We start from the raw sequence: 17188 nt of genomic DNA, 5'->3' as shown, positions 1-17188 counted from the left end.
ACTATCATGTCGCAAGGAGATAACCGGTCCGCCATCAAAGCTGCTGAAGCGGTGGCGCGCCGAAGCTATGGCAAACTGGTCGCCATCCTTGCGGCCCGCACACGCGATGTGGCCGGCGCCGAAGACGCCCTGTCGGAGGCCTTTGCGTCTGCCTTGGCCGATTGGCCGGCCAATGGCGCGCCGCTAAACCCCGAGGCTTGGCTGCTTGCCGTTGCCCGGCGCAAGATGATCGACGCCGTCAGGCGCAGACGAGTAAGCGCCGTTGCCTCCGAGCATCTGAAGCTCATGGCGGAAGAGTTGGAGGCAACGGCGAGCCTAGCGCCAGACATTCCAGACGAGCGTCTGGCTTTGATGTTCGCCTGCGCGCATCCGGCAATAGAGTCTGGAGTGAGAGCGCCGCTGATCCTGCAGACGATCCTTGGGTTTGACGCACAGACAATCGGTTCCGCCTTCCTGGTCTCGCCGGCGGCAATGGGTCAACGGCTGGCGCGGGCCAAGAACAAGATCCGTCGCGCCAGGATTCCCTTGCGTGTGCCCGACAGGGCAGACATGCGCGCACGTTTGGCGGCGGTACTGGAGGCGGTCTATGCGGCCTATACGGAAGGCTGGAGCGATCCAGCTGGTACCGATGCGAGCCTGCGCAACCTCGCGGAAGAGGCGATTTGGCTCGGCCGGCTGATCGTCGCGCTCCTGCCGAAGGAGGCCGAAGCGCTCGGCCTGCTTGCACTGATGCTCTATTCCCATGCGCGGCGTGGCGCCCGGCGCAGTCCGGCCGGCGAATTCGTGCCGCTTGCCGATCAGGATCCCGCTCTATGGGACGAAGCGTTGATCGACGAAGCTGAAGATCTGCTTATTCGCGCCAGTACGCTTGACGCCTTCGACCGCTATCAATTGGAAGCGGCAATCCAATCGGCGCATGTCGTGCGACGCCGCACAGGCGCGACGGATTGGGTGGCTATCGAGCGCCTCTATGATGGCCTTTGCGCAATTACCGGCTCGCCGGTGGCGGCAATTAATCGCGCGATCGCCGTGGCGCAGACGCACGGGCCTGCGGCAGGGCTGGCGGCGCTGCCGATACTGGCCCCTGGCAGCCGGCTGGTCGAATATCAGCCGTATTGGGCAGCGCGCGCCGAACTCCATGCGAGAACGGGGGAAATGGCAGCGGCCCGCGAAGCCTATGACCAAGCGATTGCGTTGGAAATAGATCCTGCCGTCCGCCGCTTTTTGCAAAGGCGACAGACCGAAAGCCTAACGCCGCCGCGCTGAGCTTGGTGTTCCGCTCGGACCGGTCGAGCTCGCCTTCTTGGCTGGAAGGTGTAACCCCTCATTCTCGCGCGATTATTTTGATATGTTACTATTATGGCTTGGAACTAATGACGTGCGAGACTGTTCAGTTATAACTTTGATACGACGCTAACGTCGTGCCCGGCCGGCTGGGGTAAGCGGCGCTTTTTCAGGAGTCTCTCATCATGAAGATTTCGTCCGGATTTCGTTCAGTCGCGGTTGCCGTCATCGCCGCCGCGGGAATTAGCTTTGCCAGTGCCGCGCATGCCGACAGCGGCACGATCCGCTTCGCCGTCTACAAGGCAGCCTTCTTCGTCGGTGGCTCCGGCGGCGAGGGCACGCTGACCTTCCACGGCCGGCGCTACCCCATCACGATCGGCGGCATCTCGGGCGGCCTCGCCTTCGGTGCCTCCAAGACGTATTTCAGTGGTACCGTGCGCCACATTCGCCGCGCTCGAGATGTGTCGGGCGTGTACGGCGCAGTGGGCGGCGGCGGCGCGGTCGTCAAAGGAGCCCAGGTGATCGTCATGACCAATGACAAGGGCGCTCAGCTCGAACTCACAGGCAGGCAGGTAGGCCTGCAAATCAATGCCGATATCAGCGGTCTGAGCATCACGGTGAAGTAAGGGGCTGTTGCTCCGTTCGTCATCTCCCCGGAGAGGCCCGATTTGCTGAGTTTGGCGATCGGGCCTCTCCGGCAAAGTCATTCAGGAAGTGGCTTTTGCCACTTGCGCTATGCCGCAGTGCTGCTCGCGACGAGATAAGAGTGAAACATTATCGTTAGCTGTCTTTCGGCCTCGCTTCCCACAGCCGGGGGCATGACCCGTTTGCAGAATGCCGGGACCGTTCCGTAAATCACTGCCGTCATTGTTTGGGCGATCAAGTGCGGATCGGCAAAACGGCCATCGCTGGCGGTGGACAGCATCGCCTCGATCGCCCTTTCACTCCGCCGGGACGCCGATTCGATCAGCTCGCGCGCATCAAGCTCCGTAGCGATGAGGTAGAGGGCGGGCGCGACCTCGGTTTGCGCCATCCTTGCGTCAAGATAGGCCTTCACCACCGCCCGAGCTATTGTCTCCACCGGAGCGTACAGGTTTTCGTCGCTCGCTTTCTCCACAGCCTCGGCGAGAAGCGCGAGATGCCGCTCCAGCACAGCGAAAAGCAAGGCCTGCTTATGCGGGAAATATTGGTACAGCGTTCCGACCGAAACGCCGGCACGACGCGCCACGCGCGTCGTGTTCAGGCGGATCGGCCCATCGCTCAGCAAAACCTGAATGGTCGCCTCGAAAATAGCGTTCACGGTGACGATGGATCGGACCTGACGCGGTAGTTTCCGGCGGTTTAGCGGTGACGGAGCAGCGTTTTCCATATGCGAATCCAAAAACTGAATAATGCTTCATATATTACAGCCGTCGCCGATGCTCTAGCCCCGTGTGGTTGCCGGTGACGCCTTAGGAAGCGAATTAGGAGACGAATATGGGTAAATTGGACGGTAAGATCGCTGTCATCACTGGCGGTAACTCAGGAATGGGACTGGCGACGGCCAAGCTGTTCGCACGCGAAGGCGCAAAGGTGGTCATCACCGGCCGCGATCAAGCGGCGCTCGACGCTGCCGTGCAAAGCATCGGAAATGGCGCCGACGCGGTCCGCAGTGATATTTCCAGGATGTCGGACATCGAAGCGCTTCGCGAATATGTCGAGAGAAAGCATGGCCGCGTCGACATTATTTTCGCGAACGCCGGGGGCGCGCGACCGAACATGTTTGAATACACGTCCGAAGAAGAATTCGATTTCACGGTCGCTAACACGTTCAAAGGGACGTATTTTACGGTGCAGAAGCTCCTACCGCTGATGGGTTCCGGCGGCTCGATAATCCTGAACACCTCGACCCTGAGCAGACAAGGCCGCCCCTATGTCAGCGTCTATTCGGCGGGGAAAGCGGCCATCCGCTCACTGGCACGGTCGCTCACCGCGGAGCTGACCGACAAGGGCATACGGGTAAATGCCCTGGCGCCTGGCTACATCGATACGGACCAAGCACGTAAAGCCGGAGTGAGCGAGGAGATGATCGAACAGACGAAGACCCAGGTGCACGCCCAAATTCCCATGCACCGCAGCGGAACCGTCGACGAGATCGCCAAGGCCGTCCTGTTCCTCGCCTCCGATGACTCGTCTTACATCACAGGCAGCGAACTCTGCGTCGATGGTGGCTGGGCTCAGATCTGAGTGTCCCGGCGGCGCGGAGGGGGAGATACAGCGAGTGACTGCAAAAGTTCGGCAGCGAATATCGCTGCCGAAACTACGCTATGGCCGCAGCTCGCCCCTCATTCCCACTCGATTGTTCCAAATCCAGCTATATCATTGATCTAGTTTGATTTTTTATTGCCGGCAGCCCGAAAAACCGGCGCATGGCCCGTCAAAATTTTATAGTGTTGATCTTACAGAGAAATTTCTTTGAAAGTTTTTCTATCGGCTTCGGCATCTATCGAGGTCGATTGCCTCTCGACCTGCCGCCTCGCCAAGCTGAAACCCCGGAAGTATAGGTCAGAAAAGTACCGTCACCTACAGTTCCAGCAGGGGTTTCCCACGAAGCCAACCGACAATGCGCCGCCATTATCAGAGCACGCGCTCCGCGGACCAGCGGGATTCCGAAATCGGTGGAGTGTTTCGTGCGCTATTGTTCGTCCGGTGCAAAATCAGGAAAGTGCGACCTTCAAAAGCTCTTCGCTCCTTTCCCAAAGCTGGCGTGCAACCGTTCCGTCATCCTTGAACGCAACTTTCATCGGTTTACCGCTTGAGTACATTCCTCCAGGCTGCCAATCGATGCCCGGCTTCCCTTCGGCAAGCGCCGTGAGTGCAAGACCGGACTTCTCCGGGCTGATCGTGATCAGATACTTCAACGGCGAGTGATAGATGAACCGCATGAAGTGGTTGGTGTCGCTGGCGAAGCTGGAACGCACCACGCCGGGGTGGAAGGCGACGGCCGAGATTCCGTCCGCGCGGTGCCGCCAGTCGAGTTCTCGGGTGAACAGTATGTTCTCGAGCTTGGCGTTGCCGTAGGCGACTTGTGCCGCGTAGTTGCGTTCGTTATTGAGATCCGTGACGTCGAAGTTCTTGCCCCACATGTTCGCGGCTTCGCTGGCCGTCTGGATGACCTTGGCGCGGCTGGCGGCGAGATGCCCCATAAGCAGCTTGGTCAGCAGGAACGGCGCCAGGTGATTGACCTGGAACGTCTTCTCGAAACCGTCTTCCGTCACCTCCCGCTCGCCCATGATGCCGCCGGCATTGTTCGCCAACACGTCGATGCGGTCGTATCGCAACAGTTCGGAGGCGAGCCGTTTCACGTCGGCCAAACGAGCGTAATCGGCCAGGTGGAAAGGTGCTGCGAGCTCGCGTGCAAGCGCTTCAGTCTTAGCCCGTGAACGGCCGACGAGCACGACGTTGTGGCCCTTGGCTTTCAACTGGCGCGCACTGGCGGCGCCAATGCCATCGCTAGCCCCAGTGATGATGATCGTCTGCATGAAGTCTCCATTCTGACTTTAGGTCGCTCCGCCGAAGCGGCGGCCAAATTCAGTTCGGCGCGGCCGTAGCGTGTTGCGGCGGCACCAATTTCTCTACGAATGCGCGCCCCGGCAGACGAGGCGGACCGCAATACGCATCCGTTCACGATATTCGGCTGGACTCCTCGCCTTATGCTTGATGCCCGCTGATGCTTCCGACAGGTGCTCGGCAAGAATCCTCGCGGTGAAGCCTTCCTGTGGCCAACGCTCAGGCACACCCGCTTCACCGATGGCGCGCGCGACGTCGGTAACGAAGACCTCTTCAAGTTCGCGAATAGCAGGCCCGACCAATTTGACGGTCGCCGCAATCAGTTCGTCCAGAGCCTCAGACCCGACGGCGCTTCCGTGCATTGCCTCGAATGCCCCAACCAGGCGTTCCTCGATATCGACATCCTCGCGCTGCAACGCGTCGCGGGCTCCAGTTCGAAGGGCGTCGTTGGCATGCGCCACCATGGCCGCAAAGAGCGTCTCTTTGCTTGGGAAGTGCAGATAGAGCCCTTGCCGAGAGAGACCTGCGGCGCGAGCGAGGTCGTCCATTGAGGTCTTCTTGAAACCATAACGGACGAAGACCTCAAGGGCCGCGTCGAGGATTTCCGTCTGCCGAGCCGTGGCTGTCTGGGTCGTATCAGGCACGTTGGCACCTCGGATACGGATGAAGCATGCACATCGAACCCGTCGCGCAAGTAGCTTCTTCGATGGCCTTTCGGCCGTAGGAACTGCTGCTGAATCTGAGGGTGGTGCTCACTGGTTAGGCTTCGCTAATTGACAATATTGTCAAACTAGACATATTTACTTGTTTTGTCAATATCGCTCATCCTCGGAGGGGCGCATATCCCTTGGATGCGGTCGACGCACCTCTCCATCGCAGATCCGGCAGCAGTCTAGACAGCATCCAATAGGTCATGCGATGGTACCATCCAACGACGTGCAATCAGGTCCGGGACATCGTCCCCGAGCCGCGGCCGACAGCTACGAACTATGTATGTTGACAACTAAAGTACCGTCAGCGCGGATACGTCGTCTGAAAGACCATTTTCAGGATAGCTTTCAAAGCGTTGATACGTAAAAAAGTACCGTCAGGTTCTAAAAACGCGCGACGGTACTTTTTCGAATGCCGGGTCGGATGTGAAGAGCACCGTCAAAAGTACCGTCAGATTGATCTGCCGGAACGTCACCAGCCGCAATGAGCCTCGATAAAATCGAACAATTTCAATAGCTTACTAGACCTGAAACTTTAATTGATAATGCACCCTAGGCAGCAATCCACGCCACCCGCAAATCATTGTATTTTCTGCGAAATTCTACGCTAGGGCCGCCGATCACCGCCGTTTCCCCTACTCCCACTCGATCGTGCCGGGCGGCTTCGACGTGACGTCGTAGACCACGCGGTTGATGCCACGGACCTCGTTAATGATGCGGGTCGCGGCGCGGCCGAGGAATTCCATGTCATAGTGGTAGAAATCGGCCGTCATGCCGTCGACGGAGGTGACGGCGCGGAGCGCACAGACGAACTCGTAGGTGCGGCCGTCGCCCATGACGCCGACGGTCTGGACCGGCAGCAGCACGGCGAATGCCTGCCAGATGGCGTCGTAGAGGCCAGCCTTGCGGATTTCGTCGAGATAGATGGCGTCTGCCTCGCGCAGGATCTCCAGCTTCTCGCGGGTGATCCCGCCCGGGCAGCGAATGGCGAGGCCGGGGCCGGGGAAGGGGTGGCGGCCGATGAAGCTGTCGGGCAGGCCGAGCTCCTTGCCGAGCACGCGCACTTCGTCCTTGAAGAGTTCGCGCAGCGGCTCCACGAGCTGCATCTTCATGCGCTCCGGCAAGCCGCCGACATTGTGATGCGACTTGATGGTGACCGAGGGGCCGCCGGTGAAGGAAACGCTCTCGATGACATCCGGATAGAGTGTGCCCTGGCCGAGGAAATCGGCGCCGCCGAGCTTCTTCGCTTCCTCTTCGAAGGTCTCGATGAAGAGCCGGCCGATGATCTTGCGCTTGGTCTCGGGGTCGCTGACGCCCTCCAGCTCGCCAATGAAGCGGTCGGAGGCGTCGACATGCAGCAGATGCAGATTGTAGTGCTCGCGGAACATGGCGACGACATTGGCCGCCTCGTCTTTGCGCATCAGGCCGTGGTCGACGAGGATGCAGGTGAGCTGGTCGCCGACTGCCTCATGGATCAGCAGCGCGGCAACGGAAGAGTCGACGCCGCCGGACAGTGCGCAGATGACGCGCTTGTCGCCGACCTGATCGCGGATCGCCTGCACCGCCTTGGCGCGATAGGCTGACATCGACCAATCGCCCTTGATGCCGGCGATATTGTGGATGAAGTTGCCGATCAGCTTGGCGCCGTCAGGCGTATGCACCACTTCCGGATGGAACTGCACGCCGTAATATCTGCGCTTCTCGTCGGCGATGAAGGCGTAAGGCGCGTTCGAGGAAGTGGCGACGACTTCAAAGCCCTCGGGCAGCGCGGTGACACGGTCGCCATGGCTCATCCACACCTGATGGCGCGAACCGTGCGACCACAACCCTTCGAAGAGGGCACAATCCTTGTCGACGTCCAGGAAGGCGCGGCCGAATTCGCGATGGTGGCCGCTTTCCACCTTGCCGCCGAGCTGCATGCACATGGTCTGCTGGCCATAGCAGATGCCAAAGACCGGCAAGCCGCTGTCGAAGATGATCTGCGGCGCCCGCGGCGAGCCTTCATCCACGGTCGAGGCCGGGCTGCCGGACAGGATCACGGCCTTCGGCTGCAGCCGCTTGAAGCCGGCTTCGGCGGATTGGAAGGGGACGATCTCGCAATAGACGCCCGCTTCGCGCACGCGCCGTGCGATGAGCTGCGTCACCTGGCTGCCAAAATCGACGATGAGAACGGTGTCTGGATGTGCTGTCTGGGTCATGGCGAGCCTTTAATGAAAAGCGCTTTCCCTGGCAATCCGGCAAATCGCGCGAGGGCCGATTTTATTGTCCCGATTGTATCAGCCGCCGCGCCGTTCAGAACCAGAAAACGCCGTCTTCCAGCGCAGTGAACAGTCCGTCGACGGCGTAGGAGAGCTTGCGGTCGATGACGTGCAGATATTCGGTCCAGCCGGAAATGTGCTGGAGCTCGACTAGGCCATCGGAAATACCGCGCAGTCCGATCAGCGGCCGGTCGTAGAGCTGGCAGACACGCAGTACGGAGAAGGTCTCCATATCCACCATGTCGGCGGCGATCCGGCCATAGGCGTCGGCGCCGGAGATGACATTGCCGCCGGTCGAGAGGCTCGCTTCCGGAATGGCGGGAATGCGCAACGGCAGCTCGATCGTGGCGGGCAGGTCGAGGAACGGCGTGCGGCCTTTCTCAAAGCCGAGCGGCGAGGCGTCCATGTCGCGATAGGAAACGGAGGTGACCTGATAGACCTCCGTCTGCTCCAGCTTGGAGGAGCCGGCCGAACCCAACGAAACCACCATGTCCGGCAAATCGTCCTGCGCTTCGAGCTGAGCGAACGCTTTCGTCATGGCGATCGCCGCCTCCACTGGACCGACGCCGGTCATCAGCGGGTCGATGCGGGAGCGCAGGAAGGGGCCGTATTCCGCCTCCGCCGCCATGACGAACAGGATCGACTTTCCCGATACGCGTTTCAGTTCGAATTTCATCCGGTAATTCCCTCTCGGCCTCGGATGACCATCATCGTTCCGGTCATGGAGGCAATCAGCTTGGCAGGCCCGTCGCTGATGGCATAGGCTCGCCCATCGGCGACGATAATGGTGGAGCCGGGCTTGGTAACATCGCCGCGAAACAGAAACCGCTCGCCGCGTCCCGGGGACATCAGATTGATCTTGAATTCGATTGTAAGAATTGATGCTGTAGGATCGATGACGCTGTAAGCCGCAAATCCGCAGGCCGAATCCAGCGCGGCGGCAATGATGCCGGCGTGTAGAATACCGTGCTGCTGCGTCAGCTTGACGTCGAACGGCAACTCGATCTCGACCGTGCCATGCTCGACGCGCGTCAGCTCCGCGCCGATCGTCGTCATCGCCGCCTGTCGCTCGAAACTCGTTCGAATACGCGCCCGAAAGTCGCTGCTTTCCCCAGTCATCCCATTCCCTTTCGCGGGGTGCGAAATTGGCATGGCAGGAGGATTTGGACAAGGGCACTGCGGTGGAATTCGCCTCGCGGAAATAACGCGCGATCGACATTGTTTTCCCATGATGCTGGGTATTCGATACGCATCAACAGATTCGAGATGGAACCGAGATGACGACGATCCTGCAATCGACGAGAGCCTATGAGACCTGGATGCGGACGCAATTGGGGGACGATCTGGTCGATGCCGATCTCGACAAGAAGCACAAGAAGATGAAGAGCGGCGGTTTTGTCTTCCTGCGCGCCACCTATTGGCGCTGGGCCGAGACCATCTTCGACATCTGCCCCCAACTTGCGAGCGCGCCGCAGGTGCTGGCGATCGGCGATACGCATCTGGAGAATTTCGGCACCTGGCGCGACGAGGAGGGCGGCTGGTCTGGGGCGCCAACGATTTCGATGATGCGGCGGTAATGCCCTATGCGCTGGACCTTGTGCGTTTGGCGACGAGTGCGATCCTTGCGCGAGGCGCCACCGCGCCGACGCCGCGCGCCATCGCCGAGGCCATTTTGGGCGGCTATCGCCGTGGGTTGAAGACGCCGTCACCGGTCATTCTGGAGCGTGATTACAAGTGGCTGCGCAACGACGTCATCCTTTCGAATGGCGAGCGCAAGGCTTTCTGGGACAAATATCGCGATCTGCCGCCCTCCGCCAAACCGGTTCCTGCGCCTTGCCTTGAAGTGCTGCGGCGATCGCTGCCAGATGAGCAGCTCCCTTTTGTCGCCAAGCCGCGCACGGCCGGCACCGGTAGCCTCGGCCGCCCGCGCTTTGTCGCCGATGTCGAATGGCGCGGCGGACCGGTGATCCGCGAGGTCAAGGCGCTCGCCCAGTCCGCCTGGTCGCTCCGACACAATCCGTCCGACACGACGATCCACACGGGCGTCATCGCCGCCGGCCGCGCCCGCTCTCCCGATCCGCATTATCAGGTGGTGGGCAAGCTGCTGGTCCGTCGGCTGTCGCCAAACAGCCGAAAGATCGAGGTCGAGGGCGATGCGCAGCTCCTGCTGTCGCCGGCGATGCTCGACCTGATGGGCTTCGAGATCGCCAACTGCCATGCCGATGACGCCTCCTGCATTCCAGGCATTCTAGCTGACCTCGACAGGAGGGAGGTGGACTGGCTCAGGAACTCCGCCAAGGCGGCTGCGGTCGCGATCGGCACGGAGCAGGCGGAGTTCGCGGCGAAGGGCTAAACCGGCAAAGCCGGTCAATGCCCGGCGGCTTCAAGGATCAGACGGGCGATCGTATCGGGGTGCGAGATCAGCGAGAGATGGCTGGCCTTCACCTCTATGGTCTTGGCGCCCATGCGCTTGGCCATGAAGCGTTCCAGATCCGGATTGATCGTCCTGTCTTCGGTGGAGACCGCATACCAGCTCGGCTTGCTGCGCCAGGCGGCCTGGGTGGTCTTCCCGGTCAGCAAGGCCTTTTGGAAGGGCTCCTGCACGGCATAAAGCACCTCTGCCTTGGCCCTGGGCAGGTCGCCGGCGAAATCCCGCAGGAAAGCTTCCTCTGTCAGTCGTCCTTCATCGCCGTCGAAGACAATGCCTGCCGATGCCGGAGGCGTCGGATATGTCTTGGCGAGCGCCGTATAATCTTCGCCTGCATCCGGTGCGCGGGCTGCGACATAGACCAGCGAAGAAACCTTCGGATGCACACCGGCTTCCGTCACGATCATGCCGGAGAAGGAATGGCCGACGAGGACTGTCGGGCCGTCCTGGCGATCGAGAACGCGCTGGGCGGCCGCAACCGCCTCGGGAAGCGTCGTCAGTGGGTTCTGCACCGCCGTGCACTTCAGCCCCTTGGCCTGCAGCCGCGCGATGACTTCCGTCCAGCAGGAGCCGTCTGCGAAGAGCCCATGGGCAAGGACGACGTTGCGAGCCTTTGGCGGCGCCGGGAGCGCGGAACCCGAACTCGAGGCCGCGCTGCTGGCGGCCATGGCGCGCGTCGAAACTAAGGAGGCGGCGGCGCCGGCAATGAGCGCGGTCGAGAAATTCCGTCTGGTCATCATCATCATCGTGATCCTTGTGGTTAGAGGATAAACGGGCACCAGAAAGCCGTCCGCGCCGGATGTCGGAGCGGTGAGCTTCTTGAAGGTCTCGTATTTCTGCGAGCGGCATTTGCCCGAACGGATCAAATGTGGCTCCGTCTTGCATTCCGGATGGGTATTCGAGGCTTCTTTATGTATGCAAGAGCGCTCTCGTTGATCGTTTTGTATTCTAAATGGTGATATTTGTCAATAATTGGATGCGTAACAGTTGCGTGATGGAGAATTTGCATGCAAAAATGAGGCGCAGAGATGTTTTTGCATACAAGCAGTATGGACGCGGGAGAATGAGAAATGGCTGATAGATCGGATGACACTGAGGATCGCGAATTGTTGTCCGATCGTATCCGCAACGCGCTGGCGGATGAGATCGCGGCGGGTAAGCTGGAGGCGGGCGCTGCGATGGACGAGCAGCACCTTGCCGATCGCTTCGGCGCTTCCCGCACGCCGGTTCGCGAGGCATTAAGGCAACTGGCGGCAAACGGCCTAGTCGAAGTGCGGGCTCGGCGGGGCGTCGTCGTCGCCCGTATGACGCCCGAGCGCATCATGGACATGTTCGAGACGGCAGCCGAAATCGAAGCCATGTGCGTCAGGCTTGCCACTTATCGCATGACGCCCCTGGAGCGTAGCCACCTGATCGAACTGCACGATGCATCCGAAGCTATTGTGAAAAAGGGCGATTTCGATGCCTATGATACCTTCAATCGCGCCTTCCACGAGGCGATCTATCAGGCGACCCACAATAGCTTCCTCGCCGAACAGGCAATCGCGATCCGCAATCGTCTAATGGCCTTCCGCCGCGCTCAATTGCAGCAGGAACATCGCCTCGATCGATCCCGGGCGGAGCATGAAGCCATCATGCAGGCAATCGCAGAGGGTGACGGGGAAATGGCGTCGCGGCGCATGCGGGCGCATATGCTAAATGCGGCGACGGCGTTGCGGCGTTTCATTGAAGGCAACAAGCTAGTTTAGGCAGCGTCAGTCGCGGGTGATGCGCACGATATGCTGATCCCAGGCGACGTCGCTGTGCTCGCCCAGGAAATCGCCGCGATAGGAGGAAACGGCAAAGCCATGCCGTGCCGGTGCGATGCCGGCGGCGTCGGCGATGCTTTCCACCTTCAGCACCCTGCCTGTCTTCGCATCGAGCGTCACCGACGTGCCTTCGACCGGCGAGGCGACGCCGACGAGGTTTTCGGCGCGATTGACGGCAATGGCGCCTACATAATTTCCAAGCGCCCGTGTCGTATCGTCGGGCAGGGTTACGAAGGTCAGGTTCTCGCCCTTGGAGAAATGGCCGATGAGCGGCGGCAGGTCGTTGCGATGGCCTTCATATTGGCAGGCGAACCAGATGCGGCCTTGCGCGTCGATATCGACATGGCGGGTGGAGACCTGAGCATATTGTGGCGGCAAGGCGTGCTTTTCGATCAGCCGGCCGCTGGCCGCGTCGATCAGGGTGAGCGACGGCTCCATATGATCGAGGTTGAGCTTGGTGCGGCCGAAATCCGGATGGGTCTCGATGCCGCCATTGGCAACGACTAACAGCGTCCCGTCGTCGGAAACTGTCATGTCATGCGGGCCGGTGCCGTAGGTTTCGTATTCGCCGATCCGCGCAAAGCGATTACGGGCGTCGTAGATGCCGATCATGCCCCGATTCTTGTCGAAGTCGTTTTCGCTGGCGTAGAGCAGCTTTCCATCAGGGGAAAACGTGCCATGGCCATAGAAATGCCGGCCCTCGCGCGAGGTGATGACGATGGGCTCGCCCTTGTTCCAGGGATCGAAGATCATCGCATAGGTGCCGGGGCGGCGGGCGAAGGCGACGGTCTTGCCGGTTACCTTAGAAAAGGCCATGCCGTGGGCGCGGGCGGGCAGTGCCACCTGATCAAGGATCTGGCCGCTCTCGGTGACCGTCGCCACGGCGAAGGAACCGTCTGATGCGCGGATGCCGGAGGCATAGACTGCATCGGCCCGCTCCAGCGCCATCAGGGCACCGGGCTTCAAGGCGGCCAGGAACGTCAGCCCCGCCGCCTTGACGAAAGCTCTGCGATCGATCAGGCCGCTGCGCATCGCGCTCAGTCTCCGTCTGCGAAGGAGAAGCCGGCGGAAAGGCCGATCGCGCCGCCGTAATCGTCACTGAAAGCGGTGGTGAGGTCTCGGCTGACATTCAGCAGCTTGTCGATCTTGGCGCGCTCGGCATCGTTTCCGAGTGCTGCTTCGATATCAGGATTGACTGTCGGCGCGGTCAGCGTCAGTTCCTTCAGCAGATTGTCGACCTTGTCGGCGATGCCGCGTTTGTCGGCGGGCAGAAGGTTGGCCATGCCGGCTTTTTTCCAGAGCGTCTTCAGCCCTTCGAGATTGCCTGACAGCGAGGCCCAGGTGTCGCCGGACCGCCAGTAGATCGCCATCTTTGGCCGTGCGGCAGCGGGATCGCCCTTGTAAAAGGTCTCAAGCCGTTGATCCCGGATATTCGCCGCACCGTGTACGAGGATGCCGAGCAGCGCCGTTACCGCTTCCTTGTTGTCCATGAAGTCGTTGCTGGTCTTGCCGGGAAACTTCCAGGATTTCTGCACGCCGTTCGGATCGTCCCATTCGTCGGCGATGTCCTTGGCCGTGTTTTCGATATTGCCGGCGACGGCCGCGCCATAGCGGCAGCGGAATCCTTGCTTTTCGGTGCTGAGAACGCTGGAGCCGTTGCCGTAGAGCACGTATTCCAGCGCCGTTAGGCTCATCAGTGCCACGCTCTTGCCGGCGACCGCCTCGACCGTGGTGTCGTGCTCGTCGGCCTTAGCGATCAGCGCCTGCACTTGTTTCAAGCCGACGCCCTTGCGGTCGGGATAAAAGAGGATGTGTTCGAAACGGTTCTTTTCGATGATCGGCCCGGTCTGCACGATCTCGATGCGCGACCAGCTTTTGATCGTATCGCCGAAGGCGGACTGCGCGTTGGCAAGGCTTGCGGCGGAAGGATCAGCGCAGAGCGCCTTCATCGCCGTGGTCAGCTTCGAGGCGCTGTCATGCATGGCGCGGTATCCGGGGCGGATGACATCGTCGACCGCCTTCTGCAGGACCACCGGCACGGCTGCTTCGTTCAGCCCGGCGCCATTGGCCGTCGCGTCCTGGGCGCTTGCGGGCAGTGCCGCAAGGCTGAGGAGCAGGCTGGCCGCGAAAGGTTTCCAATGGCGCATCAAAGGGACTCCAGAAAATCGATGAGTGCTTGCCTGTCGTTCTGCGGCAGGTTTGCGAATGTATTGCGGGCCTTTTCCGCCTCTCCTCCATGCCAGAGGATGGCTTCGGTGAGCGTGCGGGCGCGGCCGTCATGCAGGTAGGCTTGCTGGCCGCTGACCGTTTGCGTCAGCCCTATACCCCAGAGAGGCGGCGTGCGCCAATCGCGTCCCGATGCCACACCGACCTGCTGGCCGTCCGAGAGCCCGTCGCCCATGTCGTGCAGCAGGAAATCGGAATAGGGCCAGATGAGCTGAAAGGCCTGCGCGGCAGCCTTGCTGTCGCTTCCCATGAGATCGTCGCGGGTGACGTATTTCGGCGTATGACAGGCAGCGCAGCCGGATTGATAGAAGATTTCCTTGCCGTGCAGAACATCGGGAAAGCTCGCCTTGCGGCGCGCGGGCACGGCGAGGTTCTCGGAATAGAAGGTGACGAGATCGAGGATCGGCGCCGGTGCTTCCGTGTCACCAAGACGCTTCTGCACGCCGGTCGGCATGGCAAGGCAGTGTGTCTCCTTGGCCGTGCAATCGCCGTGGGCGTTCGGCTGGTCGGGCGTGGAAATGCCGATATCGTTGAGAAAAGCATCAGCGACTTGGTCGCGCACGGTGGCGTTTTGCGCCTTCCAGCCGAAGCGGCCGAGAGCGAGCTGGCCGGTGCGGTGGTCGCGGACCAGGGCGGCGCGGCCGTGAATGCCGTCGCCATCCTTGTCGTCGGGGTCGGCATGGGCAAGGATATCGGCATCGGGAATGGCTTCGATCAGGCCAAGGCCGATCATCGGCGGCGCGACACGCGCCGAGACCGTTGTCGTCTGGCCGAGAGGACCGTAGGCCAGCGCGGTCACGGCATAATGCGGCTTGCGCAGCGAAACGGTTTCGCCACCTGCCAGCGTCACCGTTTCCTCAGCATAGGTGACAGCCACCTTGCCTTCGGCAGTGAGACCGGGAACGGCAAGATCCTGCAACTGAGCGCCATAGGTCGAATCCGGAAAATTGAGCGCCTTGGAATCCTTGATGGCCTGTTCCTCGTCCGGCGTGATCGCCTGCCGCGCCAGCCGCAGCACCATCGACGTGGCGGGGGCTCCCGCCGTCTCCGGCGGATGGCCACGACCGTCCCTGATATGACAGCTCTGGCAGGAACGGGCGTTGAACAATGGCCCCAGCCCATCAGTCGCCTGCGTCGAAGAGGGCGAGGAGACCCAGAGCTGGCGAAACAACGCGTTGCCGAGATGGAAATTCTCTTCGCGCTCCAGGCCCAGATTGGCGGAAGGCTGGGAAAAGATATTGCGGCTGACGGGGGCAATCGACGTCGTCGCGCCACTCTCCATCGCCTCATAGGGCTCGGCTTTGGAAAAATCCGCCGTCGGGCGGGTAACGTCCTGAACCCGTTTCAGCGTATCGGCCGACAGATCGGTGCGGACGGTTGGGAAATTCAGCGCATCGGCTGCCGCCAACGTCACTGCAAAAACCACAAAGCCCGCTGCGAGGGCGGGCAAGAATGCGCGGCTGACCGGAATGCGGATCATCTGGATCAGGGCGGCAGCATCGTCAGATACCGCCGCCCTCCTTTATTACTTCTTGAAGACGGCGTTAGGATTATCAAGGCTGTCCGAGCCTTCAAGCTTGATCGTGCCGAGATCGAGGTCGGCGACGACGCGCTGGATGCTCTTCGTCTGATCGAGCAGGCCGTCGATCGCTTTCTGAACGGTGGCGTTGCCGACCTTATTGCCCTCGGCGATCATCTGGTCGTACTTCTCGACGGTCTCTCCGCGATGAACCATGGCCTTCATGGCATCGAGCGTCGCGTTCAGCTTGCCTTCCATCTCCTTGTCCAGCGCCTTGTCCTTGGCGGCAACGAGATCGTGCAGCGACGGACCCTTCATCTTGGTGCCGTCGACGCGCGTGTAATTGCCGTTATAAGCCGCGGCAATGCCGATGGCGGCATTGTTGTGGGAGTTGTAGGTGTTGTCGGAGAAGCAATCATGCTCCTGCTCGGGATCATGCAACAGCAGGCCGAGCTTCATGCGCTCGCCTGCGAGTTCGCCATAGGAGAGCGAGCCCATGCCGGTCAGGATGGCGGCGAGACCGGCCTTCGGATCGGCTTCGATATGCTTGGTGGCTTCGCCATCCGGCGCCCAGTCATTGGTCATCTCCTGCATGGCGGAGACGAGCAGGGTCGAGGCCGATTTCAGGTATTCGGCGCGGCGATCGCAATTGCCGTGCGTGCAATTCTTCAGGTCGTAGTCGGTGGCGGGACGTTCGCCGGCGCCCGGGCCCGTGCCGTGCAGATCCTGGCCCCAGAGCAGGAATTCGATAGCGTGGTAGCCAGTCGCGACATTGGCTTCGACGCCGCCGGCCTGCTGCAGCGTACCGGAGAGGAATTCCGGCGTCAGATGCGAAGCGTCGACATCCTTGCCGTTGATCTTGATCGTCTTGTTGGCGATGACATTGGCGACATAAAGCGAATTCTCATCGCTCTCGGTGCCGTAGGAGGCATCGACATAGTCGATCAGGCCTTCGTCGAGCGGCCAGGAATTCACCGCGCCTTCCCAATCGTCGACGATCGGATTGCCGAAGCGGTAGACTTCTGTTTGCTCGTAGGGAACCCGCGCCTTGATCCAGGCAGCCTGGGCAGCCTTCAGCGTCTTGTCGCTGGGATTGGCAAGCAATGCATCGATCGCCTTGTCCAGCGTCTGCGCCGTGGTCAGCGCGTCCTGATACTTGGCATGCCCCACTTCGGCGTAATGCTTGATGATGGCGGCCGGCTCGGGTGCGGCTGCGAGCGCCGGAAGGGTGGACATGGCAGTCGAGGCGACGGCCAGCGCCAGGCCGGCGCCAAAATTGATTTTCAGTTTCATGATCCTCTCCTGCGACGGCGGGGGCGCCGTCAGAAACTTGGTAAATTGTCTCATGTATTAAAAATAAACTGGTGTCAAACACTCTAGTTTGGAATGATTTTAAAACGGGAAAT

General features: G+C 60.9%; 15 protein-coding genes and 1 pseudogene. 5 read left to right on the top strand and 11 right to left on the bottom strand.

Translation table 11 applies throughout. The features are described from left to right. Positions 1 to 6: 6 nt before the first annotated feature. Both ACXHXG_RS05700 and ACXHXG_RS05695 read left to right on the top strand, forming a co-directional pair. Positions 7 to 1266: an RNA polymerase sigma factor gene (locus ACXHXG_RS05700; RefSeq protein ID WP_457898691.1), complete on the top strand. Its 1260-nt coding sequence runs from the start codon at positions 7 to 9 to the stop codon at positions 1264 to 1266. Between the two features lie 203 nt (positions 1267 to 1469). Continuing rightward, entirely contained in the window at positions 1470 to 1910 is a 441-nt protein-coding gene (locus ACXHXG_RS05695; protein ID WP_104821730.1) for a lipid-binding SYLF domain-containing protein, read from the top strand. A gap of 107 nt (positions 1911 to 2017) precedes the next feature. Here ACXHXG_RS05695 and ACXHXG_RS05690 read toward each other — a convergent pair whose 3' ends face one another. Then, complete coding sequence (locus ACXHXG_RS05690) at positions 2018 to 2653, bottom strand: TetR/AcrR family transcriptional regulator (protein WP_283048709.1); 636 nt, start codon at positions 2651 to 2653, stop codon at positions 2018 to 2020. A 107-nt stretch (positions 2654 to 2760) separates the two neighbouring features. On the opposite strand from ACXHXG_RS05690, the gene ACXHXG_RS05685 reads away from it, so the two are divergent. Further along, positions 2761 to 3510 carry an SDR family oxidoreductase gene (locus tag ACXHXG_RS05685; protein ID WP_457898690.1) on the top strand — a complete coding sequence of 250 codons (750 nt, stop codon included), beginning with the start codon at positions 2761 to 2763 and terminating at the stop codon, positions 3508 to 3510. Between the two features lie 470 nt (positions 3511 to 3980). Here the strand turns inward: ACXHXG_RS05685 and ACXHXG_RS05680 are convergent, their stop codons facing one another. From ACXHXG_RS05680 to ACXHXG_RS05660, 5 genes are all read right to left on the bottom strand, one after another. Next, a complete protein-coding gene (locus tag ACXHXG_RS05680) occupies positions 3981 to 4805 on the bottom strand; it encodes an SDR family NAD(P)-dependent oxidoreductase (protein WP_457898689.1) in 825 nt (274 codons plus the stop codon). A 93-nt stretch (positions 4806 to 4898) separates the two neighbouring features. Then, a complete protein-coding gene (locus tag ACXHXG_RS05675) occupies positions 4899 to 5477 on the bottom strand; it encodes a TetR/AcrR family transcriptional regulator (RefSeq protein WP_457898688.1) in 579 nt (192 codons plus the stop codon). 701 nt (positions 5478 to 6178) lie between these two features. Next, the gene (guaA, locus tag ACXHXG_RS05670; protein WP_104821732.1) at positions 6179 to 7741 is read right to left on the bottom strand and encodes a glutamine-hydrolyzing GMP synthase; all 1563 of its coding nucleotides are present in this window, start codon (positions 7739 to 7741) and stop codon (positions 6179 to 6181) included. A 94-nt stretch (positions 7742 to 7835) separates the two neighbouring features. Continuing rightward, the gene (locus ACXHXG_RS05665) at positions 7836 to 8477 is read right to left on the bottom strand and encodes a 5'-methylthioadenosine/S-adenosylhomocysteine nucleosidase (RefSeq protein WP_104821733.1); all 642 of its coding nucleotides are present in this window, start codon (positions 8475 to 8477) and stop codon (positions 7836 to 7838) included. Next, positions 8474 to 8920, bottom strand: coding sequence for a PaaI family thioesterase (locus ACXHXG_RS05660; RefSeq protein ID WP_104821734.1), 447 nt, complete (start codon positions 8918 to 8920; stop codon positions 8474 to 8476). The genes ACXHXG_RS05665 and ACXHXG_RS05660 overlap by 4 nt, the downstream gene beginning before the upstream one ends. Before the next feature lie 158 nt (positions 8921 to 9078). Here ACXHXG_RS05660 and ACXHXG_RS05655 point away from each other — a divergent pair. Further along, positions 9079 to 10154, top strand: a pseudogene (locus tag ACXHXG_RS05655) (DUF2252 family protein). A gap of 14 nt (positions 10155 to 10168) precedes the next feature. Here the strand turns inward: ACXHXG_RS05655 and ACXHXG_RS05650 are convergent. Further along, complete coding sequence (locus tag ACXHXG_RS05650) at positions 10169 to 10972, bottom strand: alpha/beta fold hydrolase (protein WP_457898828.1); 804 nt, start codon at positions 10970 to 10972, stop codon at positions 10169 to 10171. 327 nt (positions 10973 to 11299) lie between these two features. Between ACXHXG_RS05650 and ACXHXG_RS05645 the strand changes: the two genes are divergently transcribed. After that, positions 11300 to 11977, top strand: coding sequence for a GntR family transcriptional regulator (locus tag ACXHXG_RS05645; protein WP_457898687.1), 678 nt, complete (start codon positions 11300 to 11302; stop codon positions 11975 to 11977). Between the two features lie 6 nt (positions 11978 to 11983). Here the strand turns inward: ACXHXG_RS05645 and ACXHXG_RS05640 are convergent, their stop codons facing one another. From ACXHXG_RS05640 to ACXHXG_RS05625, 4 genes are read right to left on the bottom strand one after another with little or no spacing between them, the layout of a single operon-like run. Further along, positions 11984 to 13069 (bottom strand): DUF1513 domain-containing protein, encoded by a 1086-nt coding sequence (locus tag ACXHXG_RS05640; RefSeq protein WP_457898686.1) that lies wholly within the window; start codon positions 13067 to 13069, stop codon positions 11984 to 11986. Positions 13070 to 13074: 5 nt separating this feature from the next. Next, a complete protein-coding gene (locus tag ACXHXG_RS05635; RefSeq protein ID WP_457898685.1) occupies positions 13075 to 14184 on the bottom strand; it encodes an imelysin family protein in 1110 nt (369 codons plus the stop codon). Further along, the gene (locus ACXHXG_RS05630; RefSeq protein ID WP_457898684.1) at positions 14184 to 15743 is read right to left on the bottom strand and encodes a di-heme oxidoreductase family protein; all 1560 of its coding nucleotides are present in this window, start codon (positions 15741 to 15743) and stop codon (positions 14184 to 14186) included. The genes ACXHXG_RS05635 and ACXHXG_RS05630 overlap by 1 nt, the downstream gene beginning before the upstream one ends. 45 nt (positions 15744 to 15788) lie before the next feature. Then, positions 15789 to 17075 (bottom strand): imelysin family protein, encoded by a 1287-nt coding sequence (locus tag ACXHXG_RS05625; RefSeq protein WP_260303300.1) that lies wholly within the window; start codon positions 17073 to 17075, stop codon positions 15789 to 15791. Between the last annotated feature and the right edge of the window lie 113 nt (positions 17076 to 17188).

The sequence above is a fragment of the Rhizobium sp. LEGMi-198b genome (assembly GCF_054114205.1).
The sequence above is the reverse complement of the archived record's forward strand: the minus strand, read 5'-3'. Positions and strand labels throughout refer to the sequence as shown.

Bases quoted from the DNA above. Each gene is read 5' to 3' on its own strand.
- ACXHXG_RS05685 (WP_457898690.1), top strand. From the start codon at position 2,761: ATGGGTAAATTGGACGGTAAGATCGCTGTCATCACTGGCGGTAACTCA.
- ACXHXG_RS05680 (WP_457898689.1), bottom strand. From the start codon at position 4,805: ATGCAGACGATCATCATCACTGGGGCTAGCGATGGCATTGGCGCCGCC.
- ACXHXG_RS05660 (WP_104821734.1), bottom strand. From the start codon at position 8,920: ATGACTGGGGAAAGCAGCGACTTTCGGGCGCGTATTCGAACGAGTTTC.
- ACXHXG_RS05700 (WP_457898691.1), top strand. From the start codon at position 7: ATGTCGCAAGGAGATAACCGGTCCGCCATCAAAGCTGCTGAAGCGGTG.
- ACXHXG_RS05695 (WP_104821730.1), top strand. From the start codon at position 1,470: ATGAAGATTTCGTCCGGATTTCGTTCAGTCGCGGTTGCCGTCATCGCC.
- ACXHXG_RS05635 (WP_457898685.1), bottom strand. From the start codon at position 14,184: ATGCGCCATTGGAAACCTTTCGCGGCCAGCCTGCTCCTCAGCCTTGCG.
- ACXHXG_RS05640 (WP_457898686.1), bottom strand. From the start codon at position 13,069: ATGCGCAGCGGCCTGATCGATCGCAGAGCTTTCGTCAAGGCGGCGGGG.
- ACXHXG_RS05645 (WP_457898687.1), top strand. From the start codon at position 11,300: ATGGCTGATAGATCGGATGACACTGAGGATCGCGAATTGTTGTCCGAT.
- ACXHXG_RS05665 (WP_104821733.1), bottom strand. From the start codon at position 8,477: ATGAAATTCGAACTGAAACGCGTATCGGGAAAGTCGATCCTGTTCGTC.
- ACXHXG_RS05650 (WP_457898828.1), bottom strand. From the start codon at position 10,972: ATGATGATGACCAGACGGAATTTCTCGACCGCGCTCATTGCCGGCGCC.
- ACXHXG_RS05625 (WP_260303300.1), bottom strand. From the start codon at position 17,075: ATGAAACTGAAAATCAATTTTGGCGCCGGCCTGGCGCTGGCCGTCGCC.
- guaA (WP_104821732.1), bottom strand. From the start codon at position 7,741: ATGACCCAGACAGCACATCCAGACACCGTTCTCATCGTCGATTTTGGC.
- ACXHXG_RS05630 (WP_457898684.1), bottom strand. From the start codon at position 15,743: ATGATCCGCATTCCGGTCAGCCGCGCATTCTTGCCCGCCCTCGCAGCG.
- ACXHXG_RS05690 (WP_283048709.1), bottom strand. From the start codon at position 2,653: ATGGAAAACGCTGCTCCGTCACCGCTAAACCGCCGGAAACTACCGCGT.